Annotated in this window: 28 protein-coding genes; 15 read left to right on the forward strand and 13 right to left on the reverse strand. The window is 67.2% G+C overall.

Annotated elements, in window-relative coordinates:
* Positions 1 to 39: 39 nt before the first annotated feature.
* The 4 genes from AC5Y42_RS21795 to sdhC are packed head-to-tail and all read right to left on the reverse strand — an operon-like array spanning position 40 to position 3,434.
* Complete coding sequence (locus AC5Y42_RS21795; RefSeq protein WP_499900651.1) at positions 40 to 828, reverse strand: succinate dehydrogenase iron-sulfur subunit; 789 nt, start codon at positions 826 to 828, stop codon at positions 40 to 42.
* Positions 828 to 2,582: a succinate dehydrogenase flavoprotein subunit gene (gene sdhA / locus AC5Y42_RS21800; RefSeq protein WP_499900652.1), complete on the reverse strand. Its 1,755-nt coding sequence runs from the start codon at positions 2,580 to 2,582 to the stop codon at positions 828 to 830. The genes AC5Y42_RS21795 and sdhA overlap by 1 nt, the downstream gene beginning before the upstream one ends.
* 49 nt (positions 2,583 to 2,631) lie before the next feature.
* Positions 2,632 to 3,099, reverse strand: coding sequence for a succinate dehydrogenase hydrophobic membrane anchor subunit (locus AC5Y42_RS21805; protein WP_499900653.1), 468 nt, complete (start codon positions 3,097 to 3,099; stop codon positions 2,632 to 2,634).
* Positions 3,096 to 3,434, reverse strand: coding sequence for a succinate dehydrogenase, cytochrome b556 subunit (sdhC, locus tag AC5Y42_RS21810; RefSeq protein WP_499900699.1), 339 nt, complete (start codon positions 3,432 to 3,434; stop codon positions 3,096 to 3,098). The genes AC5Y42_RS21805 and sdhC overlap by 4 nt, the downstream gene beginning before the upstream one ends.
* A 315-nt stretch (positions 3,435 to 3,749) precedes the next feature.
* On the opposite strand from sdhC, the gene AC5Y42_RS21815 reads away from it, so the two are divergent.
* Genes AC5Y42_RS21815 through AC5Y42_RS21835 form a run of 5 tightly spaced genes read left to right on the forward strand, consistent with a single transcriptional unit; the run spans position 3,750 to position 7,976 of the window.
* Complete coding sequence (locus AC5Y42_RS21815; protein WP_499900654.1) at positions 3,750 to 4,142, forward strand: cytidine deaminase; 393 nt, start codon at positions 3,750 to 3,752, stop codon at positions 4,140 to 4,142.
* Entirely contained in the window at positions 4,139 to 5,431 is a 1,293-nt protein-coding gene (locus AC5Y42_RS21820) for a thymidine phosphorylase (RefSeq protein ID WP_499900655.1), read from the forward strand. Before AC5Y42_RS21815 ends, AC5Y42_RS21820 begins: the two co-directional genes overlap by 4 nt.
* Entirely contained in the window at positions 5,428 to 6,516 is a 1,089-nt protein-coding gene (locus tag AC5Y42_RS21825; protein WP_499900656.1) for an adenosine deaminase, read from the forward strand. Before AC5Y42_RS21820 ends, AC5Y42_RS21825 begins: the two co-directional genes overlap by 4 nt.
* Positions 6,517 to 6,520: 4 nt before the next feature.
* Positions 6,521 to 7,186, forward strand: coding sequence for an ABC transporter ATP-binding protein (locus AC5Y42_RS21830; protein ID WP_499900657.1), 666 nt, complete (start codon positions 6,521 to 6,523; stop codon positions 7,184 to 7,186).
* 4 nt (positions 7,187 to 7,190) lie between these two features.
* A complete protein-coding gene (locus AC5Y42_RS21835; RefSeq protein ID WP_499900658.1) occupies positions 7,191 to 7,976 on the forward strand; it encodes an ABC transporter permease in 786 nt (261 codons plus the stop codon).
* Between the two features lie 11 nt (positions 7,977 to 7,987).
* On the opposite strand, the gene AC5Y42_RS21840 is transcribed toward AC5Y42_RS21835, so the two are convergent.
* Positions 7,988 to 9,388 carry an NAD-dependent succinate-semialdehyde dehydrogenase gene (locus AC5Y42_RS21840; RefSeq protein WP_499900700.1) on the reverse strand — a complete coding sequence of 467 codons (1,401 nt, stop codon included), beginning with the start codon at positions 9,386 to 9,388 and terminating at the stop codon, positions 7,988 to 7,990.
* 88 nt (positions 9,389 to 9,476) lie between these two features.
* Between AC5Y42_RS21840 and AC5Y42_RS21845 the strand changes: the two genes are divergently transcribed.
* Positions 9,477 to 9,968 carry a DUF3830 family protein gene (locus tag AC5Y42_RS21845; protein WP_499900659.1) on the forward strand — a complete coding sequence of 164 codons (492 nt, stop codon included), beginning with the start codon at positions 9,477 to 9,479 and terminating at the stop codon, positions 9,966 to 9,968.
* 91 nt (positions 9,969 to 10,059) lie between these two features.
* Here the strand turns inward: AC5Y42_RS21845 and AC5Y42_RS21850 are convergent, their stop codons facing one another.
* Both AC5Y42_RS21850 and AC5Y42_RS21855 read right to left on the reverse strand, forming a co-directional pair.
* Complete coding sequence (locus AC5Y42_RS21850) at positions 10,060 to 11,433, reverse strand: amidase (RefSeq protein ID WP_499900660.1); 1,374 nt, start codon at positions 11,431 to 11,433, stop codon at positions 10,060 to 10,062.
* A gap of 65 nt (positions 11,434 to 11,498) precedes the next feature.
* Positions 11,499 to 12,485, reverse strand: a complete 987-nt coding sequence (locus AC5Y42_RS21855) for a D-2-hydroxyacid dehydrogenase (protein WP_499900661.1) — start codon at positions 12,483 to 12,485, stop codon at positions 11,499 to 11,501.
* Between the two features lie 58 nt (positions 12,486 to 12,543).
* Here AC5Y42_RS21855 and AC5Y42_RS21860 point away from each other — a divergent pair, with 58 nt between their 5' ends.
* The 3 genes from AC5Y42_RS21860 to AC5Y42_RS21870 are packed head-to-tail and all read left to right on the forward strand — an operon-like array spanning position 12,544 to position 14,689.
* Positions 12,544 to 13,302 (forward strand): maleate cis-trans isomerase family protein, encoded by a 759-nt coding sequence (locus AC5Y42_RS21860; RefSeq protein WP_499900662.1) that lies wholly within the window; start codon positions 12,544 to 12,546, stop codon positions 13,300 to 13,302.
* A complete protein-coding gene (locus tag AC5Y42_RS21865) occupies positions 13,299 to 14,012 on the forward strand; it encodes a maleate cis-trans isomerase family protein (RefSeq protein ID WP_499900663.1) in 714 nt (237 codons plus the stop codon). Before AC5Y42_RS21860 ends, AC5Y42_RS21865 begins: the two co-directional genes overlap by 4 nt.
* On the forward strand, positions 14,009 to 14,689 hold the full coding sequence (locus tag AC5Y42_RS21870; RefSeq protein WP_499900664.1) for a GntR family transcriptional regulator: 681 nt from the start codon (positions 14,009 to 14,011) through the stop codon (positions 14,687 to 14,689). Before AC5Y42_RS21865 ends, AC5Y42_RS21870 begins: the two co-directional genes overlap by 4 nt.
* Before the next feature lie 9 nt (positions 14,690 to 14,698).
* Here AC5Y42_RS21870 and satS read toward each other — a convergent pair whose 3' ends face one another.
* Together satS and AC5Y42_RS21880 are read right to left on the reverse strand one after the other, a co-directional pair.
* Positions 14,699 to 15,964, reverse strand: a complete 1,266-nt coding sequence (satS, locus tag AC5Y42_RS21875) for a protein export chaperone SatS (protein ID WP_499900665.1) — start codon at positions 15,962 to 15,964, stop codon at positions 14,699 to 14,701.
* A 44-nt stretch (positions 15,965 to 16,008) separates the two neighbouring features.
* The gene (locus tag AC5Y42_RS21880; protein WP_499900666.1) at positions 16,009 to 16,914 is read right to left on the reverse strand and encodes an alkaline phosphatase family protein; all 906 of its coding nucleotides are present in this window, start codon (positions 16,912 to 16,914) and stop codon (positions 16,009 to 16,011) included.
* Positions 16,915 to 16,996: 82 nt separating this feature from the next.
* Between AC5Y42_RS21880 and upp the strand changes: the two genes are divergently transcribed.
* Complete coding sequence (upp, locus tag AC5Y42_RS21885; protein WP_499900667.1) at positions 16,997 to 17,620, forward strand: uracil phosphoribosyltransferase; 624 nt, start codon at positions 16,997 to 16,999, stop codon at positions 17,618 to 17,620.
* Between the two features lies 1 nt (position 17,621).
* Here the strand turns inward: upp and AC5Y42_RS21890 are convergent, their stop codons facing one another.
* Positions 17,622 to 19,217 carry a phospho-sugar mutase gene (locus AC5Y42_RS21890; RefSeq protein WP_499900668.1) on the reverse strand — a complete coding sequence of 532 codons (1,596 nt, stop codon included), beginning with the start codon at positions 19,215 to 19,217 and terminating at the stop codon, positions 17,622 to 17,624.
* Positions 19,214 to 20,017 (reverse strand): purine-nucleoside phosphorylase, encoded by an 804-nt coding sequence (locus AC5Y42_RS21895; protein WP_499900669.1) that lies wholly within the window; start codon positions 20,015 to 20,017, stop codon positions 19,214 to 19,216. Before AC5Y42_RS21895 ends, AC5Y42_RS21890 begins: the two co-directional genes overlap by 4 nt.
* A 34-nt stretch (positions 20,018 to 20,051) precedes the next feature.
* On the opposite strand from AC5Y42_RS21895, the gene AC5Y42_RS21900 reads away from it, so the two are divergent.
* Both AC5Y42_RS21900 and AC5Y42_RS21905 read left to right on the forward strand, forming a co-directional pair.
* The gene (locus AC5Y42_RS21900) at positions 20,052 to 20,192 is read left to right on the forward strand and encodes a hypothetical protein (RefSeq protein ID WP_499900670.1); all 141 of its coding nucleotides are present in this window, start codon (positions 20,052 to 20,054) and stop codon (positions 20,190 to 20,192) included.
* Positions 20,189 to 21,358, forward strand: coding sequence for an amidohydrolase (locus AC5Y42_RS21905; RefSeq protein WP_499900671.1), 1,170 nt, complete (start codon positions 20,189 to 20,191; stop codon positions 21,356 to 21,358). The genes AC5Y42_RS21900 and AC5Y42_RS21905 overlap by 4 nt, the downstream gene beginning before the upstream one ends.
* 88 nt (positions 21,359 to 21,446) lie before the next feature.
* Here AC5Y42_RS21905 and AC5Y42_RS21910 read toward each other — a convergent pair whose 3' ends face one another.
* Positions 21,447 to 21,920, reverse strand: a complete 474-nt coding sequence (locus AC5Y42_RS21910; RefSeq protein ID WP_499900672.1) for a gamma-glutamylcyclotransferase family protein — start codon at positions 21,918 to 21,920, stop codon at positions 21,447 to 21,449.
* Positions 21,921 to 21,987: 67 nt separating this feature from the next.
* Between AC5Y42_RS21910 and AC5Y42_RS21915 the strand changes: the two genes are divergently transcribed.
* The 3 genes from AC5Y42_RS21915 to AC5Y42_RS21925 are packed head-to-tail and all read left to right on the forward strand — an operon-like array spanning position 21,988 to position 26,048.
* Complete coding sequence (locus AC5Y42_RS21915; RefSeq protein ID WP_499900673.1) at positions 21,988 to 23,394, forward strand: NAD(P)H-quinone dehydrogenase; 1,407 nt, start codon at positions 21,988 to 21,990, stop codon at positions 23,392 to 23,394.
* A 57-nt stretch (positions 23,395 to 23,451) separates the two neighbouring features.
* Positions 23,452 to 25,209 carry a glycerol-3-phosphate dehydrogenase/oxidase gene (locus tag AC5Y42_RS21920; protein WP_499900674.1) on the forward strand — a complete coding sequence of 586 codons (1,758 nt, stop codon included), beginning with the start codon at positions 23,452 to 23,454 and terminating at the stop codon, positions 25,207 to 25,209.
* Positions 25,206 to 26,048: a pseudouridine synthase gene (locus AC5Y42_RS21925; protein WP_499900675.1), complete on the forward strand. Its 843-nt coding sequence runs from the start codon at positions 25,206 to 25,208 to the stop codon at positions 26,046 to 26,048. The genes AC5Y42_RS21920 and AC5Y42_RS21925 overlap by 4 nt, the downstream gene beginning before the upstream one ends.
* Here AC5Y42_RS21925 and nei2 read toward each other — a convergent pair.
* On the reverse strand, positions 26,045 to 26,794 hold the full coding sequence (nei2, locus tag AC5Y42_RS21930) for an endonuclease VIII Nei2 (protein WP_499900676.1): 750 nt from the start codon (positions 26,792 to 26,794) through the stop codon (positions 26,045 to 26,047). The two genes, AC5Y42_RS21925 and nei2, sit on opposite strands and share 4 nt — an antisense overlap.
* Positions 26,795 to 26,799: the final 5 nt, after the last annotated feature.

The following is a 26,799-nucleotide window of genomic DNA, read 5'->3' on the forward strand; positions in this document are numbered from 1 at the left end:
GGCTGATTGCCGGGGACACGCGCGCTCGCGGCGGAAACCCTAGCGCGCGAACATCAGCGCGCGCTTGACCTCTTGAATGGCCTTGGTCACCTCGATGCCGCGCGGACAGGCCTCGGTGCAGTTGAATGTGGTGCGGCAGCGCCACACCCCGTCGACCTCGTTGAGGATGTCGAGGCGCTCAGCGGCGGCCTCGTCGCGGCTGTCGAAGATGAAGCGGTGCGCATTGACGATCGCGGCCGGCCCGAAATATGAACCCTCATGCCAGAACACCGGGCAACTGGTGGTGCAGGCCGCGCACAGGATGCATTTGGTGGTGTCGTCGTAGCGGGCCCGGTCGGTCTGGCTTTGGATTCGCTCCCGGGTCGGCGGATTGCCGCTGGTGATCAGGTAGGGCTTGACCGCGCGATAGGCGTCGAAGAACGGCTCCATGTCGACCACCAAGTCCTTCTCCACGGGCAGTCCGCGGATCGGCTCAATGGTGATGGTCAATTGCTTGCTCGGCTTTTTGGGCAGCAGGTCACGCATCAGCACCTTGCAGGCCAGCCGGTTGTGGCCGTTGATCCGCATCGCGTCGGAACCGCACACCCCATGCGCGCAGGACCGCCGGAACGTCAGCGTGCCGTCGAGGTAACTCTTGACGTAGATCAGCAGATTCAGCAGCCGGTCACTGGGCAGGCACGGCACCCGAAAGCTCTGCCATCCGGCAGCATCCGGATTTTCCGGATTGAACCGGGCGATCTTCAGCGTCACCGTCACCGCGCCGTCGGGAACCGGCGGCAACGGCAGGTCACCGGCTTCCGGGGTCTCCACAACCTCGTCTGACGACATCAGTACTTCCGTTCCTTGGGCTCGTAGCGGGTCTGCACCACCGGCTTGAAATCCAGCCGGATGTCGGACAGCAGCTCGCTACCCTGCTTGTAGGCCATGGTGTGGCGCATGTAATTGGTGTCGTCGCGATTGGGGTAGTCCTCGCGGGCGTGCCCGCCGCGGGATTCCTTGCGATTCAACGCGCCCACCACGGTGACTTCGGCCAGTTCCAGTAGGAATCCCAGCTCGATGGCTTCCAGCAGATCGCTGTTGAACCGTTTCCCCTTGTCGTGCACCGTGATTCGGGAATACCGCTCTTTCAACGCGTGGATGTCGGTGAGCGCCTGCTTCAGCGTTTCCTCGGTGCGGAACACCGCGGCGTTGTTGTCCATGGTCTGCTGCAACGCGCCGCGAATGTCGGCAACACGTTCGTTGCCGTGCTCGGACAAAATATCCGCGACCCAGTTGACGACCATCGCCGCCGGCTCCGGCGGCAGTTCGACGAAGTCGTGCCCAGAAGCGTAGTTGGCGGCGGCAATCCCGGCCCGGCGCCCAAAGACGTTGATATCCAACAGCGAATTGGTTCCGAGCCGGTTGGCGCCGTGCACCGACACGCAGGCGCACTCGCCCGCCGCATACAGCCCCGGCACGGCGGTGGTGTTGTCCCGCAGCACCTGCCCGGTAACCGTGGTCGGAATGCCGCCCATCACGTAGTGACAGGTCGGATACACCGGGACCAGCTCGTTGACCGGGTCGACACCCAAATAGGTGCGGGCGAATTCGGTGATGTCGGGCAGCTTGGCCGCCAGCACGTCCTCGCCCAGGTGCCGCACGTCGATGTAGACGTAGTCCTTGTTGGGCCCGGCGCCGCGGCCCTCCAGCACCTCGAGCACCATCGAGCGGGCGACGATGTCGCGCGGCGCCAGGTCGACGATCGTCGGCGCGTAGCGCTCCATGAACCGCTCACCCTCGCCGTTGAGCAGCCGGCCGCCCTCACCACGCACGGCCTCGGAGATCAGGATGCCCAGCCCGGCCAGGCCGGTCGGGTGGAACTGGTGAAACTCCATGTCCTCCAACGGGAGTCCCTTGCGGAAGACGATGCCGATGCCGTCGCCGGTCAGGGTGTGCGCATTCGAGGTGGTCTTGTACATCCGCCCCGAGCCACCGGTGGCGATCACGACGGCCTTGGCGTGGAACACGTGAATCTCGCCGGTGGCCAACTCATAGGCGACCACTCCGGTGGTCACCGGCCCCTTCGGGGTTTGGGTGAGCGCCAGGTCGAGCACGTAGAACTCGTTGAAAAACTGCACGTCGTGCTTGACGCAGTTCTGGTACAGCGTCTGCAAGATCATGTGGCCGGTGCGGTCGGCGGCATAGCAGGACCGGCGCACCGGGGCCTTGCCGTGATCGCGGGTGTGGCCGCCGAATCGGCGTTGGTCGATGCGGCCCTCAGGGGTGCGGTTGAACGGCATCCCCATCTTCTCGAGGTCGAGCACCGCGTCGATGGCCTCTTTGCACATGATCTCGACTGCGTCCTGGTCGGCGAGGTAGTCGCCGCCCTTGACGGTGTCGAAGGTGTGCCATTCCCAGTTGTCGTCTTCGACGTTGGCCAGCGCCGCGCACATTCCGCCCTGGGCGGCGCCGGTGTGGCTGCGGGTGGGATAGAGCTTGGTCAACACGGCAGTCCGAACGCGCGGACCCGCTTCCACCGCCGCCCGCATACCGGCACCGCCGGCGCCGACGATCACCACGTCGTATCGATGTTCTTGAATCATGACCGCCGCCGGCGATGCAGAGCGGAGCGATGAGGAGGAGGCGGCGTAATCATGAGATGTTCGGGTCGAAGGTCAACAGCACATAAGTCCCCAGCACCAGCGTGAAGATCATCGACAACGCCAGCAGCGTGTTCAGCCAGAACCGGGTGGAATCCTTGCGGGTGTAGTCGTCGATGATCGTGCGCAGACCGTTGCCGCCGTGCAACTGTGCCAGCCACAACAACAGCAAATCCCAGGTCTGCCAGAACGGCGACGCCCAGCGCTGTGCGACGTAGTTGAAGTCGATGCGATACACGCCGTCGTCCCACATCAGCATCACGAACAGGTGCCCGAGCGCCAGGAAGACCAGCACGATGCCGGAAAACCGCATGAACAGCCAGGTGTACTTCTCGAAGTTGGGCATCCCGGCCCGGCGGCGCGGCGCCCGCGGATTGTCCAGGCCGGCGGGGCGGTCCTGGCTGCGCTGGCGCACCGGGGCGAGGTCGCCACGGCCTAACTGAAGATCAGGTGTGCTCATCCGAACCGCCCCCACATGTGGATACCGACCACCACCGACGCCGGAACCATGACCAGCAGCCAGATGATCGCGATGGCCCACAGCATCAGCCGCTGATAGCGGGCGCCCTGCCACCAGAAGTCGATCAGGATGACCCGGATGCCGTTGAGCGCGTGGTAGAGCACGGCGGCCACCAGCCCCAGCTCCATCAGGCCCACGATCGGGGTCTTGTAGGTCTCGATGACCGCGTTGTAGGTCTGCGGAGCGACCCGGACCAGCGCGGTGTCCAGCACGTGCACAAACAGGAAAAAGAAGATGGTGGCGCCGGTGATGCGGTGCAGCACCCACGACCACATACCCGGATCGCCGCGATACAGAGTTCGGCGCCGCGGCCGAGCCCGCGATCCTGGCACTGTCGAGGATGTCGCCGTCGTCATCACCGCCTCCGGAATCTCGTGTTGACCCGCCGCGGCCCGGCTTCGCCGCGCTTGAGACGGCCACCAGTGAATTGATGGGCCGTCGGGTGGACTCTAAACCCATTTATAGGCCGGATAAACCACTCCGCGGCCGCCGACGCTGTGGACGGCGGTGGATCTAGGCTGGCGTTGTGAGTTGACCAACAGTGATCGGAGCCCGCCCCGTGTATTGCATCCACGTTCGTTGCCGCGACGATGACCGACACTGTTGACTGGGAATCGCTGCGCGACAAGGCGATCCAGGCAGCGCAGGATGCTTACGCACCGTATTCGGGGCTGCGGGTGGGAGCAGCGGCGTTGGTCGACGATCGGCGCGTGATCACCGGCTGCAATGTGGAGAATGTCTCATATGGCCTAGGTCTCTGTGCCGAGTGTGCTGTGGTGTGTGCCCTGCATACTGGCGGCGGCGGCCGGCTGCTCGCGCTGTCCTGCCTCGAGGCGGGTGGCTCCCTCTTGATGCCATGCGGGCGCTGCCGGCAGGTGCTGTTGGAGCACGGCGGACCGCAGCTGCTGATCGATCACCCCGACGGCCCGCGCCGGCTGGGTGACTTGTTGCCCGAGGCTTTCGGTCCGGGCGACCTCCCGTGAGCTTCGACGCGCCAACGGTCATCAAGACCAAACGCGATGGGAATCGGTTGTCGGATGCCGCGATCGACTGGGTCATCGACGCCTACACCGACGGACGTGTCGCCGAGGAACAGATGGCGGCGTTGCTGATGGCGATTCTTTTGCAGGGCATGGACGGCGACGAAACCGCCCGCTGGACGGCGGCGATGATCGCCTCCGGTGAGCGGATGGACTTCGGTGATCTGCGCCGCGACGGCGCGCCGCTGCCCACGGTGGACAAGCACTCCACCGGTGGGGTCGGTGACAAGATCACGCTGCCGTTGGTCGCCGTCGTCGCAGCCTGCGGTGCCGCGGTGCCCCAGGCGTCGGGGCGCGGACTCGGCCACACCGGCGGGACGCTGGATAAGCTGGAATCGATCGCCGGCTTCACCGCGGACCTTCCGAAACAGCAAGTCCGCCAACAACTCCGCGACATCGGCGCCGCCATCTTCGCGGCTGGCCGATTGGCGCCGGCCGACGCGAAACTCTATGCGTTGCGTGACGTCACCGGCACGGTGGAGTCGCTGCCACTGATCGCCAGCTCGGTGATGAGCAAGAAGCTGGCCGAAGGAGCCGGCGCGCTGGTGCTCGACGTCAAGGTCGGTTCGGGAGCGTTCATGACGTCGCGGCCGCAGGCCGAGGAGCTGGCACGTGCGATGGTGCGGCTGGGCGACGCCCACGGCGTACCCGCCTGCGCCATGCTCACCGACATGAACGCTCCGCTCGGCCGCACCGCAGGCAACGCGCTGGAGGTGGCCGAAGCCCTCGAGGTGCTGGCCGGCGGCGGGCCGCCCGACGTGGTGGAGCTGACGCTGCGGCTGGCCGCCGAGATGCTGCAGATCGCCGGGGTCGACGGTCGCGATCCGGCCCAGACGTTGCGCGACGGCACCGCGATGGACCGCTTTCGGGCATTAGTGGCCGCGCAGCAGGGTGACTTGTCGGTACCGTTGCCAATCGGTAGGTGTTCCGAGACCGTCACAGCAACACGGGGCGGCACAATGGGCGACATCGAGGCAATGGCAGTAGGGCTGGCGGGATGGCGGCTCGGTGCGGGCAGGTCCCGGCCGGGCGAGCGGGTGCAGCCCGGGGCCGGCATCCGAATCCACCGCCGCCCCGGTGAACCGGTGGCCGCCGGTGAGCCGCTGTTCACCCTCTACACCGACACCCCCGAACGTTTCGGCGCGGCAATGGCCGAGCTGGATGCCGCGTGGAGCATCGGTGACACCCCGCCGGCCCGGCGGCCGCTGATCATCGATCGGATTGGGTCATGACCACACCGCTGAGCCTGGAGATGATCCGGCAGGCGCCGAAGGCGTTGTTGCATGATCACCTCGACGGCGGGCTGCGCCCGGCGACCGTGCTCGACATCGCCGGTCAGACCAGATACGACGACCTGCCGGCCACCGATGTCGAGGAGCTGGCCACGTGGTTTCGCACTGCGTCGCACAGCGGCTCGCTGGAGCGCTACCTGGAACCGTTCTCGCACACTGTCGCGGTCATGCAAACTCCCGAGGCGCTGCATCGGGTGGCCTGCGAATGCGTGGAAGACCTGGCCGCTGACTCGGTGGTGTACGCCGAAGTTCGATTTGCTCCCGAGCTGCACATCAACCGTGGGCTGTCCTTCGACGAAGTCACCGATGCCGTGCTGGCAGGTTTCGCCGACGGCGAGAAAGCGGCCGCAGCCGAGGGGCGCGCTATCACGGTGCGCTGCCTGGTCACCGCCATGCGGCACGCCGCGCTGTCCCGCGAGATCGCCGAGCTGGCGATCCGATTCCGGGATAAGGGTGTCGTCGGATTCGACATCGCCGGCGCGGAGGCCGGCTACCCGCCCACCCGGCATCTCGACGCGTTCGAATACATGCGAAACCACAACGCCCGCTTCACCATTCATGCCGGCGAGGCGTTCGGTTTGCCGTCCATCCACGAAGCGATCGCGTTTTGCGGCGCCGACCGGCTGGGTCACGGCGTGCGGATCGTCGACGACATCGACGTCGAGCCCGATGGCCGGGTTCGGTTGGGTCGGCTGGCATCGATCCTGCGGGACAAGCGGATCCCCTTCGAGATGTGTCCCAGCTCCAACGTGCAGACCGGCGCGGTCGACAGCATCGCCAACCACCCGTTTGACCTGTTGGCGCGGGCCAGATTCCGGGTGACGATCAACACCGACAACCGGCTGATGAGCGACACCTTCATGAGCCGCGAAATGCAGCGGCTGGTAGAGGCTTTCGGCTACGGCTGGACTGACCTCGAGCGGTTCACCATTAATGCGATGAAGTCGGCCTTCATTCCATTCGACGAGCGGTTGGCGATCATTGACGACGTCATCAAACCGCGGTACGCGGTGCTGGTCGGCTAGCACAGTGGCCGCTACCGACTCGGTGTTCGACTTCGCCGACGTCGTGGTCGAACGTGACACTGTGCGTGCGCTGGACGGGTTCACCGCCGAGATCCCGAAGCAGGGGGTAACGGTGGTGTTCGGCCCGTCGGGATCGGGCAAGTCGACGTTGCTGCGATTGTGTAATCGGCTGGAGGTACCGACGAGCGGGCGAGTGTTGTTTTACGGCAATGATGTTGAAAACGCCGATCCGCTGTGGTTACGCCGCCAGGCTGGCATGTGTTTTCAGCGCCCGACACCGTTTCCCGGCACCGTCAGTGACAACCTGCGGACCGCCGACCCGCAGGCATCGCATGCGCAGATGCGCGACATGCTGGCTCGGGTGGCGTTGACCGGGTCATGGCTGGATCGTGACGCGACGGCGCTGTCCGGCGGCGAGGCACAGCGGATGTGCTTGGCCCGCACGCTGATTGCGCAGCCGCAGGTGTTGCTGCTGGACGAACCGACGTCGGCCGTCGACAACACCGCGGCGCGCGCAATTGAACAGGCGGTGCGCGCCCTGGCCGACGAGGACGGAATTCCCGCGCTGTGGGTCACCCACGACTCGGCGCAGGTTGAGCGCATTGCCGATTGGGTGGTGCAGATCGAACAGGGCCGCTGCACCGCAGCCGGCCCGGCAGCGGGGAGGTGACGCGATGAACGGCGAGGTCGGATGGGTAGGGCTGGCGATATCGCTGGCGTTGGTCGGGTTCGCGGCGGCGATCTCGCTATGGCAGCGGCTGGATTTGGAACGCCAGGTGGTGTGGTCGGCGGTGCGTGCGCTGGTGCAGCTGCTGCTGGTGGGCGGGGTATTGGTCTTGCTTTTCGAGCCGGGCCGGTCGATGTGGTGGTCGTGGGCGTGGACCGCGGGCATGGTCGCGTATGCCGGCGATGTCGCCCGCAAACGCGCGCCGGAGGTCCCCCGACTGGGGCCGTTGGCGATCGCCGCCTTTGCCACCGCGGCGATCGCCACGCTCGGCGTGATATTCGGGTTGCGGGTGTTTCCCCTGGAGCCCCGAACCCTGGTCCCGATCGCGGGCATGATGATCGGCAACTCGATGACGGCCACCGTGCTGGTGGCCCGCCGCCTGGTCGACGAGTTGCGCGACAAACGCGACGAGGTCGAAGCCCGACTGGCTCTTGCTCAGCCCTACCGGCAAGCTGCCGCCCCGTACCTGCGAACGGCGTTGCGGTCGGCGCTGACTCCGCAAATCGAAACCACCAAGGCCACCGGCCTGGTTTTCTTGCCGGGCGCGATGACCGGGCTCATCCTGGCGGGGGTTTCCCCGGTAGAGGCGGTACTGGTGCAGGCGGTCGTGATGTTTCTGATCCTGGGATCGGTCGCGGTCACCACCGTGGTGGTGGCGCTCGGGCTGGTGCGTCGGATATTCACCCGCGACCACCGATTGCTGCCGCTCGGCCGTCGCCAGGAAAGCCGCTAGACCCGTTGGGCTCAGCGGGCCGCGCCGATGTACTTGGTTTCCAGGAATTCGGCAATGCCGAGGAAGCCGCCTTCGCGTCCCAGCCCGGACTGCTTGACCCCGCCGAACGGGCCGGACGGTGTGGACACCACACCCTGGTTCAGGCCGACCATCCCGGTGTCGAGCGCCTCGGCCACGCGCCAGCCGCGCCGGGTGTCGTTGGTGTAGAGGTAAGCGACCAAGCCGTATTCGGTGTCGTTGGCCCGTGCGACGACCTCATCCTCGGTGTCGAAGGCGCTGACTGCGGCCACCGGTCCGAAGATCTCGGTGCACGCCATGTCGGCATCGTCCGGAACATCGGTGAGAACCGTTGGGGGATAGAAGTACCCGGGCATGTCGAGGCGCTGACCGCCGAGCCTTAAGGTGGCCCCACGGGCGCGGGCGTCGGCCACCAATGCCGACACCTTGGCCACCGCGTCGGCGTCGATCAGCGGCCCGAGGTCCACCCCGGTCTCGGTGCCGCGCCCGACTTTCAGCGCGCCCATCCGGCCGACGAGCGCGGCGGTGAACGACTCGGCGATGGAGCGCTGGACGTAGATGCGGTTGGCGGCGGTGCAGGCCTGGCCGATGTTGCGCATCTTGGCGGCCAGCGCTCCGCCGACAGCCTCGTCGATGTCGGCGTCGTCGAACACGATGAAGGGCGCGTTGCCGCCGAGTTCCATCGAAGTGCGCTTGACGGTCTGGGCGCACTGCGCCAGCAGCACCCGACCGACGGCGGTGGAACCGGTGAACGACAGCTTGCGGGCCCGCGGGTCGGCCAGCAACGGCGCCATCGCCGCTGCCGGGTCGGTGGTCGTCACCACGGTGACCACGCCGTCGGGAACACCGGCCTCGCGCAGGATGCCCAGCAGCGCAAGCATCGACAGCGGGGTCTGCTCGGCCGGCTTGACCACACAGGTGCAGCCCGCTGCCAGTGCCGGGCCGATCTTGCGGGTGCCCATCGCCAGCGGAAAGTTCCACGGTGTGACGAGAAGCGACGGCCCGACCGGCTGGTGGGTGACCAGCAGACGGGACCGGCCGTCGGGTGAGGTCATCAGCCCGCCGTCGATCCGCAGCGCCTCACCGGCAAACCAGCGGAAGAACTCGGCCGCATAACGCACCTCACCTGCCGCCTCCGGCAGGGGTTTGCCCATCTCGAGCGTCATCAGCAGGGCCAACTCGTCGGTGCGCTCGATCATCAACTGGTAGGCGCGAGTCAAGACGTCGGCTCGTTGCGTGGGGGTGGTCGCCGCCCAGCAGGGCTGCGCCGAGACCGCGGCGTCCAGGCAGGCCGTGGCCGGGTCGGGACCCATGTCCAGCACCGCGGCGATCGGCTGCTCGGTCGAGGGATCGACGACGTCGAATCGGGTGCCATCGGCCGGTTGCTGTCCCATGGCCCGGGCCACCACCATGCGTTCGGTATCCGTTGGCACGCCACTATGCTAGTGAATTGTCAACAATCGACAAAGGTAGGGGGCCGACGTGGCGCGCTTTATCTCGATCACGCTGACTAAGCGCAACGTGTCCTGCCGGGCGCGGTTGCTCGACGACCACGCGCCGCGCACCTGCGCGGCCGTCTGGGAAGCGCTGCCGGTGGCCGGCCAGGCCTATCACGGTAAGTACGCCCGCAACGAGGTGTACACATTGCTACCGCCGCTGGGTGTGCCGGGGCGCGAAAACTGCACGGTGACACCGATTCCCGGCGACGTGTGCTTCTTCGGCTTCGAGGCGTCCGAGATCGGGAATCCGGCCTACGGCTATGACCAAGGCTCCGAGGCACATTCCCCGCAAGGCGCCACCGATCTGGCAATCTTCTACGGCCGCAACAACTTACTTATCAATGGGGACATTGGCTGGGTGCCCGGCAATGTCTTCGCCACGATCGAAGAGGGGCTCGACGACATCGCGGCGGCCTGCACCGACCTGTGGATGGGTGGCGCGATCGGCGAGCAACTGGCCTTCGCCCGCGCCTAGGCATTTCTGCGCGAGCGTGCGTGTCCCCGGCCGACACGCCGGGCGGGACACCGCTTTTGCGCACGCTCGGGGCAGAACGGGCTAACCCCGGTTAACCCAGCACCTGCTCGGCGAACCGGCCCACCGCCAGTACCAGGTCGTCGCTGTGTCGGGGACCGACAATCTGCAGGCCAATGGGCAGCCCGTCGCGCGTCACCCCGATCGGGATACTCAGCGCGGGCTGCTGAGTCATGTTGAACGGGTAGGTGAATGGTGTCCACTGCGCCCACCAGCGCATCCCGGACCCGACCGGCACGTCATGGCCGGCAGTGAACGCCGGGATCGGCGTCGTCGGGGTGATCAGCAGGTTGTGCGTTTCATGGAACTGCCCCATCGCCAAGCCCAGGTCGACACAGACCTGCCGCGCGTCGAGATAGTCGACGCCGGATACGGTCAACCCCTGTTCCCACATCTCCGCCAGACCGGGGTCGACGAGGTCGCGGCCCTGGTCGCCGTAGGCCCGCAGGCTGCCGGCAACGCCAGTGGCCCAGACGGTTTCGAAGGCGTCAATCGGGTCGGCGAAGCCGGGATCCGCCTCGACGACGTTCAGCCCTGCATCGGCCAGCGCCCGCACGGCCGTCGCCACCGCCGATCCGATCTCGGGATCGACCTCGACGTAGCCCAGCGTGGCCGAATAGGCGACACCCAATCCCACGACGTCACGGTGGAGTTCGCCGCGATAGGTGGCCAGCGTCGGCGGCAGCGAGGTCGGGTCACGATGGTCCGGCAACGCGATGATGTCCATCAACATCGCGGCGTCCTCGACGGTCCGGGTGATCGGCCCGCCGTGGGCCAGTGGGCCGAACGGGCTGATCGGGTACATCGGCACCCGCCCATGGGTGGGTTTGAAGCCGACCACTCCGCAAAAGCTGGCCGGAATTCGGATGCTGCCGCCGCCGTCGGTACCGATCGACAATGGCGCCATGCCGGCGGCCACCGCCGCGGCGCTGCCGCCCGACGAACCGCCCGCCGTGCGAGTGGAATCGACCGGGTTGTGGGTCACACCGTGCAGCGCGCTGTCAGTGACGCCTTTCCAGGCCAACTCCGGGGTGGTGGTCTTGCCCAGCATCACCATGCCGTCGTTGCGGATCTTGCCCACCGCCGGGCTGTCATCGGGCCAGGGTCCGGCGGCGTCGGTGAGCCGCGAGCCGCGCAGGGTAGGCCAACCGGCGGTTCGGAACACGTCCTTGATGGCGACCGGCACACCGTCGAGCAGTCCCTTGGTGTAGTGGCCTTGCCAACGGGCCTCGGACTTGCGGGCCTGCGCCAGCGCCGCCTCCTCGTCGACCAGACAGAAGGCGTTGATCTCGCTGTCGCGCTCGGCGATGACCGAGAGCGCGGCCGCGGTCGCCTCGACGGGTGAGAGTTCACCAGATGTGTAGGCAGCGACCAGCTGCAGCGCAGTCAGGTCGGTGGGCTGGGTCATGATGCGCCGCTCCTCTTCATCGCTTCGCTCTGCATCGTCGCTGGCGGTGTCATGCGCGCTACTCCTTAGCCGGCCCCGCTCGGCGCGTAGCCGCGGTGCTTGTCGACGACATTGTGTAATGGTTGGCCGGCGCGATAGCGGTGGAAGTTGGCGATGAACTGCTGCTGCAGTTCGACGGTCCATCCGTGCACGTCGCCGCTATTGTGCGGAGTCAGAACAATATTGGGCGTAGTCCAGAGCGGATGGCCCGGCGGCAACGGTTCTGGATCGACGACGTCGAGTGCCGCACCGGCAAGGCGCCCGCCCTGCAGCGCCGCCACCAGCGCGTCGGTGACCACCAACTCACCGCGGCCGATGTTGATCAACCGCGCCCGCGGCGACATGGCGGCCAGCGCTTCGGCGTCGACGATTCCGCGGGTCTGCGGCGTCAGCGGAGCGGCGAGCACCACATAGTCGGCGTCGGCCACCGCGGCATGCAGGTCAGCGCTGATCTCACCGAAGTCTGTATCGGCGCGCGGTGTGCGTCCGACACCGCGCACGCTCATGCCGACGGCCCGCAGCAACCGGGCGATGGCCCGGCCGACCGGGCCGGTGCCGACGACGACGACCGATGCGCCGGCAATCGGCTCCGATTCGAAGTGGCACCATTGTTGAGTCTCCTGCGCACGCATGGACCGTCGAAAATCCTTGGCGAACGCCAGGATCTGGCCCAGAACGTATTCAGCGATCGGACGTTCGAAGATGCCACGCGAATTGGTGAGCACCACCGTGCTGTCGATCAGATCGTCGAACAGCACCGCATCCACCCCGACGGCCGCCACCTGCACCCAGCGCAGCGAATCAGCAGCCGACCAGGCCGACCGCAACGCCGGCGAGGAGAAGTCGTAGACGAAGAGCACATCGGCACCCGGCAGCGCGTCGGCGAGCCGCGACGACGGCACCAGCCGCAGTTCGGCGTCCGCGTCGAGCGAGGAAAGTTGGCCGGGGACCGACTCGCCGTGTTGGACCGTGACGACAGAGCGCGCGCCCACATTGACACGGTAGAAACACATCGTATGATTGTCAACAATCCAGGGCCGGCCTGGAGTGGTACGTCAGTTGGGACCACCCATGGATCTGTCGAGCTTGCCAGAGTTCGACGGTCCAGCTGAGCAACGAGGCATCGGCATTATCGCGCCCTTCGATCTGGCCTTAGAACGCGAGTTGTGGCGCTGGATCCCGGCCGACGTGTCCCTGCATCTGGCCCGCACCCACTATGAACCCGTTCCGGTGAGCCGGCTGATGGCCGAACTGGTTTCGAACACAAGCCATCTGGAGGCGGCGACTCGTGACGTGCTGCACGTCGAGCCGGAGGTGGTCGCTTACCTATGTACTTCGGGTAGTTTCGTCCATGGCGTGGAGTATGAAAAGACCTTGGTCGCCGCCATCGAAGCGGCCGGCGCCAAGGCGGCTGTCACAACATCAGGCGCGTTGGCCGAAGCCGTTACAGCGCTGAAGGTTTCACGGATATCCGTGATCACGCCCTATGACGAAGAGTTGACCGAACTTTTGCACATCTTCCTCAACCAGCTGGGCGTAACGGTGCTGCAATCCGATTATCTCGGCCTGGGCGGCGGCATTTGGAAGGTGAACTACCGCACGGTGGCTGAACGGATCGTCGCTGCCGACCACCCCGACGCGCAGGCCATTTTTGTCAGCTGCACGAACCTGCGCACCTACGACATCATCGCTCCGCTGGAGAAAATGCTCGGTAAGCCGATCCTGACGGCCAACCAGCTGACCATGTGGGCGTGCCTGGGCCGGATGGAGCTACCGATGATGGGACCGGGCCGCTGGTTGCGAGACGTCTTCGCGGAGGCACAGCGATGAACGACACCGTCGGCTTCATCTACCCCGACCACGCCGCGGAATCCGACTACCCGCGGGCCGCTGAGCGGCTCGGCGTGAACTTGGCCGTGGTGCACGTATACGGAACAGACCTGCACGCCGTCGACGAGCTGCGTGACCTGGGAAGCCCGGCCAAACTGGCCGAGGGGGCGGCGTTGTTGGAGCCACATCGGCCGGATGCGGTGATGTTCGCCTGCACCTCAGGGGGATTCGTGTACGGGCCGGATGGCGCGGTCGAGCAGGCCGACGGACTGGCCAAGGCTGCCGGAGTGCCGGCGTCGAGCACCTCCTTCGCGTTCGTCCATGCGCTGGCCGCGCTGGGCTGCTCGCGGGTTGCCGTAGCGGCCAGCTATCCGCGAGACATCGCCGACCTGTTCGTCAGTTTCCTTGCCGCACATAACATCAGCGTCGAATCGATGGGTAACGCCGGTATTGACACTGCCGCCGAAGTGGGGCGGCTGGACCCGGAACAGGTGCAGAAGCTGGCCCAACGTAACGACGATCCGAATGCCGACGCGCTGCTGATTCCGGACACCGCCATGCACACCGTGGCGCAGGTCGAGGCGCTCGAGCAGCTGCTCGACAAGCCGGTGCTGACCGCCAACGCGGTCACCGTGTGGGAGGGCTTGCGTATTGCCGGGATAACGCGACATGCAACGGGTCTGGGGTCGCTGTTCGAGGAGCGACGATGACGGTTTCAGACCCGGCAGCCTTCCAGCCGTTGAGCAGACAGTCGACGGCCGAGCTGATCGCCGAGCGGCTGCGTGAGGCAATCACCCGCGGCCAGCTGGCACCCGGTCAACAGCTGGGGGAAGCCGGCCTTGCTGCCCAGTTCGCGGTATCGCGCGGCCCGTTGCGCGAGGCGATGCAGCGTCTGGTGGCCGAGGGGCTGTTGCGCAGCGAACGCCACCGCGGCATCTTCGTGGTCGAACTCACCGAGGCCGACGTGGCTGATGTGTACCGGGTCCGTAAAGCCATCGAGCGGGCAGCCATCGAGGAGATTCTGCGCGACGGCCCCGCGGCTGCCCGGGCCTGTTTGGGGGAGCCCGTCGACGCGATGATCGCGGCGGCCGCCCGCCTTGATGGCGCGGCAGTGGCGGACGCGGACCAGCAGTTCCATGAGGTGCTGGTCGCCTGCGCCGGCAGCCCCCGGCTGCATCGGGCGATGCGGACGCTGCTGTTGGAAACTCGAATGCTGCTCGGCGAACTCCAAGACGCCTACCCGGACCTGGCCGAGCAGGTCGCCGAGCATGTCACGCTGCGCGACGCCATCGGCTCCGGTGACAAGACAGCGGCGCTGCGACTCATCGACGAGCACATGGACGACGCGGTCCGACGGCTGCTGGCGCTGCGCGCTATTCGCGCCTGAGCCGCGGCGCTATTCGCGCCTCAGCCGCGACTCCACGAACCGGTCCAGCGACTCCCACTCCCGCACCACTTCGGCAAACGGGGCGGCGGGCTTGCCTGCCGAACCCGGCTCCAAGACGTAAGCCACGAACTTGCCCAGCGGGCGTTCGTTCGCCAGCGCCTTGTCGACGGTGTTGTCCTCGGCGTAGTCGCCGACATCGCGCAGCAATTCCACGGCCAGGTCGAGCTGCTCCCGGTCCACCGCATCCGGCCCGTCGGCAAGATCGTCACCCAGGCCAGTCAGCACGTAGACGTTGTCGTCGGTGACCTCGACCTGCAGCGAGCCGTCCGTGGCGGCGGTGCGGATGTCGTCGTAGGTGCTCAGGTCCGACAAGTCATGGTCGTGCTCGTCGGCGAGATAACGCGCCAGGGCCCGCTCCGAGCTGAACACACTGATCCGCCCGTTGCGGCCCAAAAAGATCGGACGATCGTCGAAATAGCACCGCAGTGTGTAGAACGTGCCGGCCCCGGTCAGGAGCTGGATCGGGTCGATACCCACCTGGCCCCAGAAGTCCTCGTCGCCGCCCAGCACCGCAGTGTCACCTGCCGCCCGGGTTTCCTCTTCTTCGGCGGCCTCGTCGGCGGGCTCGACCTCGTCCGTCGCTGCCTCTGCGACGTCGTCTTCCTCGGGCTCTTCGAGCGGTTCCGCCAGTTCGTCGGCGGCCTTCGACGCCGCCGCGGCGTCGACCTCAGGAGTGCTGATGACGCGGTCGACGGCGGCCAGCACGTCGTCCCAGCTGCGGCCGATCACCTCGGCGATCCCGTGCCAGCGCCGCAGGCCCGCTTTCCCGGTGAAGTGATCAAAACCGCCGGCGACAGTGCCCAGGCTGGGGTTGCCGTTGAAGAACTTCATCACCGCCGGCAGCTCGCAGACCGAGCCGATGGAGGACACCACGGCCAGCGTGCCGGCCAGCGCCGTCACCGACTCCTCGGTCGGCTTCTCGGCGACCATCTCCTCGACCGCGATCAGGTCGAACTGCTGACCCTCGGCGGGGTCCAGCTTGTGCGCGTTGGCCTCGGTCAGCCGCTGCCAGCCCGGATGGTCGACCAGGTCGTTGTCGGTGTTGGTACGCACGAAGGCGACCAGGTCAGCGGCCGTGTCGAAGCCATACAAGTCTTCATCCTGGCCGAGGAACGCCTCCCACTCGTCACCGGCGTCGCGCCAGCGGGGCGCCCAGATGGTGTAGCGGTCACCAGCGGTCAGGCTCAGGCGGATCGGCACGAGGTCAGCAGCCATGCGGCACAGAATAACGACGGGTGCGGTGCCGGTGGCCCAGCGGGTTAGCCGACCCAGATATCGGTGATGGCCGGCGCCCGCGCCGCCAATCCGAGCTTGGGCAGCCCGTACATCTGCTCCAGGGTGGACAGCAGGTTGTAGTGGCTCATCGGCTGACTGTAGGTGCCGGGCCTGACGTTGGCCCCGTAGAAGATCGTCGGGATCCGGTTGTTTTCGGAGTTGTCGTCCTCGTCCCAGGTCAGGATCAGCAAGCTGTTGTTGGCTTTTGCCCACTCGGCATAGGCCGCCAAGTTCTGCTGCAGCCAGGTGTCGCCGCGGGCGATCGAGCCGTCGTGCATGTCGTTGTCGACGTCGGGGATGACGAATGAGACGGTTGGCAGGCTGGCGTAGTTCTGCGGCGGCGGAAATGCGGAGAACGGCAGCGAGTACGACGGCGGAATGTTGCTGAAGTTGACCCACGGTGCGTGCTTGCGGGCGTACTTCGCGGTGCTGCAGACCTGCGAGCCTGCGGCCGGCAGCCCTTCGGCGAACCCGATGAAGGTGCGCCCCGAGGCCAGCAACTGTGCGCCCAGGTTCGGGGTGTTGGCGCCGTTGACCGGGCAGGTGTTCTCCTTGACCCCAAGTGTGCTTCCGGCGAACAGCGCGAAGTAATTCGGTTGGCTCGGATGTACTTCGGCGAACGATTGCGTCATCGACGCGCCGCCGGCAGCCAGTGCGTTGATATAGGGGGCCGCCGCGTTACCGATGATGTTCGAGTAGGAGCGGTTCTCCTCCACCACGACGACGACGTGGGCCGGCGACGGGACGGCGGCGGCGGCGAAGCTCACCGGAGCTTTCGGCACCGCGAAATGCGTTGTCGGCCAGGACATCACGACGACCAGTAGCAGCAATGTGCCAAACAGGCTGACTGTTCGGTATCGGTTGCCGTAGCGCCCGCGACGGCGTCGCATGCCGGGAGTATAGGAGCCGTTGTCCGGCAAGCCCGCCATGAACGCACGCGTGTCCAGCAGCAAAATACTAGGGTCGATTGCCGTGGAGGTATGCGTCGTCGACCACCCGCTGGCCGCGGCCAGACTCACCACGCTGCGCGACGAACAGACCGGCAGCGCTGCGTTTCGCGCCGCGCTGCGCGATCTGACGTTGATGCTGGTTTACGAGGCCACCCGGGACGCGCCCTGTGAGACGGTCACGGTGCGCACACCGTTGGCCGACACGAGCGGTACGCGGCTGGCCAGGCCGCCGCTGCTGGTGCCGGTGCTGCGGGCCGGTCTGGGCATGGTTGATCAGGCGCATGCGTTGCTGCCGGAAGCCGGTGTCGGGTTCGTCGGGGTCACCCGCGATGAGGAAACCTTCCTTCCGGTCCCATATCTGGAGTCGCTGCCCGAAGACCTGAGCGAGCAGGCGGTGATGGTGCTTGACCCGATGCTGGCCACCGGCGGGTCGATGGCGCACACCATCGCATTACTGTGTCGCCGCGGCGCGGTCGACATCACCGCGCTGTGCGTGGTGGCGGCACCGGAAGGCATTGCGGCGCTGCAGGAGTTGGCCCCAACAGTGCGACTGTTCACCGCTGCGATCGACGAGCGACTCAACGAGAACGGCTACATTGTCCCAGGCCTCGGCGACGCCGGCGATCGACAATTCGGTCCACGCTGACCTACCACCTTTGGATCACGGTGACCAGTTCGTCGCGCAGCGCGGCTGCGTGATGCCGGGCATGATCCAGGTCGCCGACCGGTGCGCAGCGAACTTCCAGATAGCACTTGAGCTTTGGTTCGGTTCCCGACGGGCGGACGACCACCCGGACTGACGTGTCGGCGGCGGCGCCGGTGAACACCAGTGCATCGGTGCGCGGCGCGAGGTCGGTGGTGCTGATCTCGACTCCGGCCAACCGCGTCGGATGGGTTGACCGCAACCGGCGCATGAACTCGGTGGCCTCGCCGGTGTCGGCAACCGGGCGCGTGACGGCGGCCCCGAGGTGCACCCCGTAGCGGCGCGCGAGATCGTCAAGCACGTCGAGTACCGAGCGAGCCTGTTGCCGCAATGACGCCGCCAGATCACATGCCAGCACCGCGGCGCTGATGCCGTCCTTGTCGCGCACCGCGACCGGGTCTACACAGTGCCCGATCGCCTCCTCGTAGGCGTAGATCAGGGTGCTCTCGGGCTGCTCCGCGTCGGCGCGGGCCAGCCATTTGAAACCGGTGAGCGTCTCGACGTGCCGGGCGCCATAATGCTCGGCGATCGCGGCCAGCATCCGCGACGACACGACCGTACTGGCCACCACGCTCGTCGCGCGGGCACCGGCATGGGAGAGGAGGTAATCGCCGAGCAACCAGCCGGTTTCGTCGCCGGACAGCATGCGCCACCCCGACGGGCTGGGTATTCCGATTGCGCAGCGGTCGGCGTCGGGATCGAGCGCGATCGCGATGTCGGCGTCGACGTCGACGGCCAGGGCCAACAGCGCGTCGGTGACGCCGGGCTCTTCGGGATTGGGGAACGTCACGGTGGGGAAGTCGGGGTCGGGCGCGAATTGGGCGGACACGGTGTGCACGTCGTCGAACCCGGCGCGACGCAAAGTTTCGATGGCCACCGCACCGCCCACCCCGTGCAGCGGCGTCAGCGCTACTCGAACCGGCCCCGTCTTCGAACGCCGCACGCTGGCGGCCCGCTCGATGTAGCGATCGATCAGCGCGCTATCCGCGGGTTCGACGGGCGAGCGCGCAATGCGGTCGGCGAAAGGGGCTGTCGCCATTTGGGTCTCGATGTCGCGGTCGGCGGGGGAGATGATTTGAATGCCACCGTCGAAATACACCTTGTAGCCGTTGTCGACCGGCGGATTGTGTGATGCGGTGATCTGGATGCCGGCCGCCGCGCCGATATGCCGCACCGCGAACGCCACTACCGGTGTAGGTACCGGCTGCGGCAGCGACAGCACCGAAAAACCCTCGGCCGCAAACACTTCAGCGGTTGCCACGGCGAACGCATCCGAGCCGTGCCGGGCGTCGCGCCCGACGATCACCGTCGAACCGGCCGAACCGCGGCGTTTGAGCACTTGGGCCACCGCCCAGCTGGCGCGCAACACCACCGCGAGGTTTATCGCATCCGGACCGCCCCGCACTGGGCCGCGCAACCCGGCGGTGCCGAACATCAACGGCCGCGAGAACCGCGCGGACAGTTCAGCGGGGTCGCAGCGGGCGAGTTCGGCAGCTGTCAGCGGATCTGGATCGTGCGCGATCCACTCCTGGGGCCTCACAACCGCGCAACGACATCGGCCAGTAGCGAACCCATCCGGGTGGCCGAGGCGGCGCCGGCGGCCAGCACCTCGACGTGGCTGAGCGGCTCGCCGGTGATCCCGGCCGCCAGGTTCGTCACCAGCGACACACCCAGCACCTCGGCGCCCGCGGCCCGCGCGGCGATCGTCTCGTGCACGGTCGACATTCCCACCAGGTCGGCTCCCAGCACACGCAGCATCCGGATTTCGGCCGGCGTCTCGAAATGCGGTCCGGGCAATCCCGCGTACACACCGTCGGCCAGCTCGGGGTCGACCTGCCGGGCCAGCTCCCGCAGCCGTGGCGCGTACGCATCGACCAGGTCCACGAACTGCGGCCCGACCAGCGGAGACCGGGCGGTCAGATTCAGATGATCGCTGATCAGCACCGATTGACCGACCGCGAAGTCCGTGCGAAGACCACCTGCCGCGTTGGTGAGGATGACGACCCGGGCACCGGCCGCGCAGGCCGCCCGCACCGGATGCACGACGTGCAGCAGGTCGTGTCCTTCGTAGGCGTGGATGCGACCGGCCATTACCAATACCCGGTGCTCAGCGACGCCTACCGACAACACCTGACCGATGTGCCCGACCGCGGTGGGGGGCGTGAACCCGGGCAATTCGGCCATCGGTAGTACTGCGGTTGCCGTGCCCAGCGCCGTGACGGCCGGTGCCCACCCCGACCCGAGAACAATCGCGACGTCGTGCTCGGCGACACCGGTGCCCTCGGCGATGAGTTTCGCCGCCCGTTGCGCCAGCGCGTCGGCGTCGGGCGGACCAGTCACAAAGCGCGAGCCTACTCGGTGAGATACTGCGAGAATGCCCACTGCCACCGCGTTGAATGCCGTCGACGATGCGGCGCGGCGCCGGGGCACCGGCCTGGTCGAGCTGCTCGAGCCAATCCATCCTCAACCGGAATTGACGTTCGCGCGCCTCGTGTTTCGTCCGGCGGCGACATGAGCCTCGTCGACAGCGCCGAATCCTGGCTGGCCGCCCACTACGACGACCTGATCGACTGGCGGCGTCACATCCACCGCTACCCGGAATTGGGCCGGCAGGAGTACGCCACCACTCAATTTGTCGCCGAGCGGCTGGCCGACGTCGGCCTCAACCCCAAGGTGCTCCCCGGTGGCACTGGGCTGACCTGCGATTTCGGCCCGGAGAACGAACCGCGGATCGCGCTGCGCGCCGACATGGACGCGTTGCCGATGGCCGAGCGGACCGGCGCTCCCTACGAGTCGACGATGCCCAACGTCGCGCACGCCTGTGGACACGACGGGCACACCGCGATCCTGCTCGGCACCGCCCAGGCCTTGGCTTCGGTGCCCGAACTGCCGGTCGGGGTGCGGCTGATCTTTCAGGCCGCCGAAGAGCTGATGCCCGGCGGGGCGATCGACGCGATCGCGGCGGGGGCGCTGTCCGGAGTCACCCGGATCTTCGCGTTGCACTGTGATCCCCGGCTCGCGGTCGGCCGGGTCGCGGTGAAACCCGGCCCGATCACCTCGGCGGCTGACCGGCTCGAGATCTCGTTGTACTCACCCGGCGGGCACACGTCGCGTCCGCACCTGACCGCCGACCTGGTCTACGGGATCGGCACCCTGATCACCGGAGTGCCCGGTGTGCTGTCGCGCCGCATCGACCCGCGCAAAAGCACGGTGCTGGTGTGGGGCGCAGTCAACGCCGGGGTGGCCGCCAACGCGATCCCGCAGACCGGCGTGCTGGCCGGGACGGTCCGCACCGCCAGCCGGGAGACCTGGCAGAGCCTGGAGGGCATCATCCGCGAGACTGTCTCCGCGCTATTGGGACCGCTGGGAATCGAGCACACGCTGCAATACCACCGCGGCGTGCCGCCGGTGGTCAACGAGGAGGTTTCCACGCGGATCCTGGCGCACGCCATCGAGGCCGTGGGCCCCGATGTGCTGTCCGATACCCGGCAGTCCGGCGGTGGCGAGGATTTCTCCTGGTATTTGGAGGAAATCCCCGGCGCGATGGCGCGACTCGGGGTGTGGTCGGGCCAGGGGCCGCAGTTGGATCTGCACCAGCCGACCTTCGATCTCGACGAGCGCGCCCTGGCGATCGGTGTGCGGGTGTTGGTCAACATCGTCGAGCAGGCCGCCGCCTTCTGACTTTCGGCGCGAGCGTGCGCAAAATACGGATTAATCCCGGCGTGTCGGCCGGGGACACGCACGCTCGGCGCAGAAGGGCCCGAAAAAGTTACGTGCCCGGGCCGATGTTCCGGGCCGGGCGGGTGCGTATCTTGTGGACGTATTCCTCTGGCGCACCGGCTATTTCAGCCGCATCAGCCATCACGCCGAGGTAGCGCGCCGACGGCAGACCGCCCTCCCAGGCGTCCACCACGTACAGCCACGCGAGCACCGGATCGGTTGTGGTGTCCGACGACAACCGCTCCACCCGGCATCGGATCTTCTTGTGGATCCCCAGCTCGGATCCTTCCCAGCGGTCCAGGTTCATCTCGTCCGACGATGTCACGTCGTAGAGCACCACGAACACCTTCGAGTCCGGCTCCTCGACGACGGTGGCCAGCGCGCCTTCCCAGCCGATGTCCTCGCCGCCAAATGTCAGCCGCCAACCATGCAGCCAGCCGGTTCCGGCCATCGGCGAGTGGGGTGCCCGCTGCAGCATCTGCTCAGGATGCATATTCGACCCGTAGGCGGCGTAGAGCGGCACGTGGACAAAGCTTAGACGCCACCCGCTCACTCGGCGGTCATCCGACAACTTGGTTAGGTTAGGGGCTGTGGCGAACCGCATCGTGATCATCGGCGGTGGGCCGGCCGGCTACGAGGCGGCGCTGGTGGCCGCTGCACGCGATGCCGAGGTCACTGTCGTCGACTCCGACGGCATCGGCGGCGCAGCCGTGCTGGCCGACGTGGTGCCGTCCAAGACGTTGATCGCTTCCACCGGCGTGCGCACCGAATTGCGTCGCGCCCCCCACCTCGGCTTCGACATCGACATCGACGACGCCAAGATCTCGCTCGCCGAAATTCACCAGCGGGTCAAGACCCTGGCCGCTGCCCAGTCCGCCGACATCACCGCCCAGCTGCTCAGCGCGGGCGTCGAGGTGATCGCCGGGCACGGAGAGCTGGTCGACACCGCCCCCGGCCTGGCCCGGCACTGCGTCAAGGTGGCCGCTCACGACGGCGGCACCAGCGAACTCACCGCCGACTTCGTGCTGATCGCCACCGGTGCCAGCCCGCGCATCTTGCCGTCGGCGCAGCCCGACGGCCAGCGGATCCTCACCTGGCGTCAGCTCTATGACCTGGAGTCGCTGCCTGACCACCTCATCGTCGTGGGCTCCGGGGTCACCGGTGCCGAGTTCGTCCACGCCTACACCGAATTGGGCGTCGAGATGACCGTGGTGGCCAGCCGGGATCGGGTGCTGCCCTACGAGGACGCCGACGCCGCGCGGGTGCTCGAGGAGTCGTTCGCCGAACGCGGCGTCCAGCTGGTCAAGAACGCGCGCGCCGACTCGGTGACCCGCACCGACGACGGGGTCGTGGTGAAGCTGACCGACGGCCGCACCGTCGAGGGCAGCCACGCCCTGATGACGATCGGGTCGACACCCAACACCGCCGGCCTGGGCCTGGACCGGGTCGGCATCGAGCTGGGCCGCGGCAACTATCTCACCGTCGACCGGGTCTCGCGGACCTCAGTCCCCGGCATCTATGCCGCCGGGGACTGCACCGGTTTACTGCCACTGGCGTCGGTGGCCGCGATGCAGGGCCGGATCGCCATGTGGCACGCGCTGGGGGAGGCGGTCAGCCCGATCCGGTTGCGCACGGTCGCGGCGGCGGTGTTCACCCGGCCCGAGATCGCGGCGGTCGGTGTCCCGCAATCGGCCATCGACGACGGGTCCGTGCTGGCCCGCACCATCATGTTGCCGTTGAAGACCAACGCGCGGGCCAAGATGTCCGGACTGCGCCACGGGTTCGTCAAACTGTTCTGCCGCCAGGCCACCGGCGTGGTGATCGGCGGTGTGGTTGTCGCACCGATTGCCTCGGAGCTGATCCTGCCGATCGCGGTGGCGGTGCAGAACCGCATAACGGTCAATCAGTTGGCCCGGACGCTGGTGGTCTATCCGTCGCTGTCGGGCTCGATCACCGAGGCTGCGCGGCGGCTGATGGCTCACGATGATCTGGATTGACTCCCGGTAGCCTTAGGCCAGCGTCTACCGACGAGTAACCGACAGGAGTTCTGTGTCGTGAGCGACCCGATCCGCGGACCGGGCAACGGGCAGTTCTGGCCGGCCTCCGCCTTGGGACCCGAACAACGTGCGGCTGCCTGGGAGCGGCTGGGTGCCGAGCAATTCGACGTGGTGGTGATCGGCGGCGGCGTGGTCGGCGCGGGATGCGCGCTGGATGCCGCCACCCGCGGACTGAAAGTGGCGATGGTCGAGGCGCGTGACTTTGCGGCCGGCACCTCCAGTCGGTCGTCGAAGATGTTCCACGGTGGTCTGCGCTACCTCGAGCAACTGGAATTCGGGCTGGTCCGCGAGGCGCTCTATGAGCGGGAACTGTCCTTGACCACGCTGGCTCCGCATCTGGTCAAGCCGTTGCCATTCCTGTTCCCACTGACCAAGCGGTGGTGGGAACGCCCGTATGTGGCCGCCGGCATCTTCCTCTACGACCAACTCGGCGGTGCGAAATCCGTTCCGGCGCAGAAGCATTTGACCCGGGCGGGTGCGCTTCGACTGTGCCCGGGGCTGAAGCGCAGTTCGCTGATCGGCGGGATCCGTTACTACGACACCGTCGTCGACGACGCCCGGCACACCATGACCGTGGCACGCACCGCCGCGCATTACGGCGCGGTGGTGCGGTCCTCGAGCCAGGTCGTGTCGTTGCTGCGGGAAGGCGACCGGGTGACCGGGGTGCAGGTCCGCGACTCCGAGGATGGCGCGGTCACCGACGTACACGGTCATGTCGTGGTCAACGCGACCGGGGTGTGGACTGACGAGATTCAAGCATTGTCCAAGCAGCGCGGCCGGTTTCAGGTGCGTGCCTCCAAGGGCGTGCACATCGTGGTGCCGCGTGACCGCGTCGTCAGCGACGTCGCGATCATTCTGCGCACCGCGAAGTCGGTGATGTTCGTCATCCCGTGGGGCAGCCACTGGATCATCGGCACCACCGACACCGACTGGAACCTCGACCTGGCCCACCCGGCGGCCACCAAGGCCGATATCGACTACATCCTCGGCACCGTCAACACCGTGCTGGCGACCCCGCTGACCCATACCGACATCGACGGGGTGTACGCAGGATTGCGGCCATTGCTGGCCGGCGAGAGCGACGACACCTCCAAGCTGTCCCGCGAGCACGCGGTGGCGGTTCCCGCCCCCGGCCTGGTCGCCATCGCAGGCGGCAAATACACCACCTACCGGGTGATGGCGGCCGACGCGATTGACGCGGCGGCGCAATATATCCCGGCCCGCGTCGCGCCGTCGATCACCGAGAAGGTGCGGCTGTTGGGCGCCGACGGATACTTTGCGTTGATCAACCAGACCGAACACGTCGGTGCGCTGCGCGGGCTCCACCCGTATCGGGTGCGTCATCTGCTGGACCGCTACGGGTCGCTGATCGGCGAGGTGCTGGCGATGGCCGATGACCGTCCCGACCTGCTGGACCCGATCGCGCAGGCACCGGTCTACCTGAAGGTGGAAGCGGCCTACGCCGCTGCCGCCGAGGGCGCGCTGCATCTGGAGGACATCTTGGCCCGCCGGATGCGGATTTCGATCGAGTACCCGCACCGCGGGGTCGATTGCGCGCGCGAGGTGGCCGAGGTCGTCGCGCCGATACTGGGCTGGAGCGCCGCGGACATCGACCGCGAGGTGCAGACTTACATCGCGCGGGTGGAAGCCGAAATACTGTCACAGACGCAGCCCGACGACGAGTCCGCGGATGCGTTGCGCGCCAGCGCTCCCGAGGCTCGCGCCGAAATTCTCGAGCCGGTGCCGTTAACGTGAGACCGGCGCCGTTGCCGGTCCGCGACGGATTGGGGCCGGCGCGGGTGCGGCTGCGCGGGGGACCGGTGCTGGCCGAGCTGAACGCCCGGTTCGGCGTGCGGGCCCGCGAAGTCGTCGACGCCGACGGGAATCCGGTTGACGACACGACCGTGCTGCCGACAGGTGCCAGCGTCTACCTCTACCGCGAGTTGCCGGTGGAGGTTGCCGTGCCCTTTGAGATCCCGGTGATCTATCGGGATGACGACATCGTCGTCGTCGACAAGCCGCACTTTCTGGCCACCATGCCGCGCGGCCGCCACGTCGCGCAGACCGCACTGGTGCGGTTGCGCCGCGAACTGGGTCTGCCGGAGCTGAGCCCGGCGCACCGCTTGGACCGGTTGACCGCCGGCGTGTTGTTGTTCACTACCCGCCGTGAAGTGCGCGGCATCTACCAGACGATGTTCGCTCGCGGAGCGGTCCGCAAGACGTATCTGGCGCGCGCCGACGTAGACCCAGATGTCCCGTTGCCTCGGGTGATCTGCAGCCGAATCATCAAGCGGCGAGGCTGTTTACAAGCCGTCGAGGAGCCCGGCGAACCCAACGCCGAGACGCTGGTCGAGTTGCTAGCCCCACACGGGTTGTACCGGCTCACACCGCGGACCGGACGAACCCATCAGCTGCGCGTGCACATGGCGTCGGTCGGCTTGCCTATCCACGGGGACCCGTTGTACCCCAACATCGTTGACGTCGCTGCTGATGATTTCAGTGCGCCATTGCGGTTGTTGGCGCACACCCTGGAGTTCGACGACCCGATCAGCGGGATCCACCAAACATTCGTCACCGGACGGCACTTTGGCTAGCGCTGACACGACGGGCACCAGAACGCGACCCGGTCGCCGGTGTCGTCCGATGCGATCGCGGTGCCGCAGCGGCGGCACGGCTGGCCGGCGCGTCCGTAAACCCACAGCTGACGGCCGCGGCGGGTGTCACCGGTCGTGCAGCGCGACCAACGGGAGCGGTTGGCCCACAACATGTCCCGAGCTCGCGCGACCAGCCGCTGTGGATCGGCGAGTGCGGTGACCGGCGCCGTCGGCGCAAGGCCGCTGACGAAGCACAGTTCATTGCAGTAGACGTTGCCGATCCCGGCCATCACCCGCTGGTCGAGCAGCGCCTCGGCCAGGGGCCGCTGCGGATCGGCCGTCAGGTTGGCGGTCGCGAGCCGCGGGTCCCAGTCTTCACCCAGCAGGTCCGGTCCCAGATGTGTCACCGCGTCCTGGTCGTGCGCCCGGTCGAGGATCTCCAGCAGGCCGAGGTCGATTCCCGCTACCCGAACATCGCCGGCTTCCAAAATAATCCGCACCCGGTGGTCGGGGGAACGATTGGTGACCCGCCAGCTGCCGTCCATCTTCAGGTGCGAATGGATACTGGCGGACCCGGCCCGGATGAACAAGTGCTTGCCCCGGCTGAGCACCTCGTCGACGGTGTGCCCGGTCAGGTCGACGGTGGCGAACCGCGGCACTCGGATGTCGCAACGAGTCAAGGTCTTTCCGGCCAACGCCTGGCGCAGCGTGGCGGCCGTGTGCCAAACGGTGTCACCTTCAGGCATGGTGG

This window comes from Mycobacterium sp. NGS48, assembly GCF_059812585.1.

What these genes read in the sequence shown, in the direction of transcription:
- AC5Y42_RS21795 (WP_499900651.1), bottom strand. Translation starts at nt 828, where the DNA reads ATGTCGTCAGACGAGGTTGTGGAGACCCCGGAAGCCGGTGACCTGCCG.
- sdhA (WP_499900652.1), bottom strand. Translation starts at nt 2,582, where the DNA reads ATGATTCAAGAACATCGATACGACGTGGTGATCGTCGGCGCCGGCGGT.
- AC5Y42_RS21805 (WP_499900653.1), bottom strand. Translation starts at nt 3,099, where the DNA reads ATGAGCACACCTGATCTTCAGTTAGGCCGTGGCGACCTCGCCCCGGTG.
- sdhC (WP_499900699.1), bottom strand. Translation starts at nt 3,434, where the DNA reads ATGTGGTCGTGGGTGCTGCACCGCATCACCGGCGCCACCATCTTCTTT.
- AC5Y42_RS21815 (WP_499900654.1), top strand. Translation starts at nt 3,750, where the DNA reads ATGACCGACACTGTTGACTGGGAATCGCTGCGCGACAAGGCGATCCAG.
- AC5Y42_RS21825 (WP_499900656.1), top strand. Translation starts at nt 5,428, where the DNA reads ATGACCACACCGCTGAGCCTGGAGATGATCCGGCAGGCGCCGAAGGCG.
- AC5Y42_RS21835 (WP_499900658.1), top strand. Translation starts at nt 7,191, where the DNA reads ATGAACGGCGAGGTCGGATGGGTAGGGCTGGCGATATCGCTGGCGTTG.
- AC5Y42_RS21840 (WP_499900700.1), bottom strand. Translation starts at nt 9,388, where the DNA reads ATGGGACAGCAACCGGCCGATGGCACCCGATTCGACGTCGTCGATCCC.
- AC5Y42_RS21850 (WP_499900660.1), bottom strand. Translation starts at nt 11,433, where the DNA reads ATGACCCAGCCCACCGACCTGACTGCGCTGCAGCTGGTCGCTGCCTAC.
- AC5Y42_RS21855 (WP_499900661.1), bottom strand. Translation starts at nt 12,485, where the DNA reads ATGTGTTTCTACCGTGTCAATGTGGGCGCGCGCTCTGTCGTCACGGTC.
- AC5Y42_RS21860 (WP_499900662.1), top strand. Translation starts at nt 12,544, where the DNA reads ATGGATCTGTCGAGCTTGCCAGAGTTCGACGGTCCAGCTGAGCAACGA.
- AC5Y42_RS21865 (WP_499900663.1), top strand. Translation starts at nt 13,299, where the DNA reads ATGAACGACACCGTCGGCTTCATCTACCCCGACCACGCCGCGGAATCC.
- AC5Y42_RS21870 (WP_499900664.1), top strand. Translation starts at nt 14,009, where the DNA reads ATGACGGTTTCAGACCCGGCAGCCTTCCAGCCGTTGAGCAGACAGTCG.
- satS (WP_499900665.1), bottom strand. Translation starts at nt 15,964, where the DNA reads ATGGCTGCTGACCTCGTGCCGATCCGCCTGAGCCTGACCGCTGGTGAC.
- AC5Y42_RS21880 (WP_499900666.1), bottom strand. Translation starts at nt 16,914, where the DNA reads ATGCGACGCCGTCGCGGGCGCTACGGCAACCGATACCGAACAGTCAGC.
- AC5Y42_RS21900 (WP_499900670.1), top strand. Translation starts at nt 20,052, where the DNA reads ATGCCCACTGCCACCGCGTTGAATGCCGTCGACGATGCGGCGCGGCGC.
- AC5Y42_RS21905 (WP_499900671.1), top strand. Translation starts at nt 20,189, where the DNA reads ATGAGCCTCGTCGACAGCGCCGAATCCTGGCTGGCCGCCCACTACGAC.
- nei2 (WP_499900676.1), bottom strand. Translation starts at nt 26,794, where the DNA reads ATGCCTGAAGGTGACACCGTTTGGCACACGGCCGCCACGCTGCGCCAG.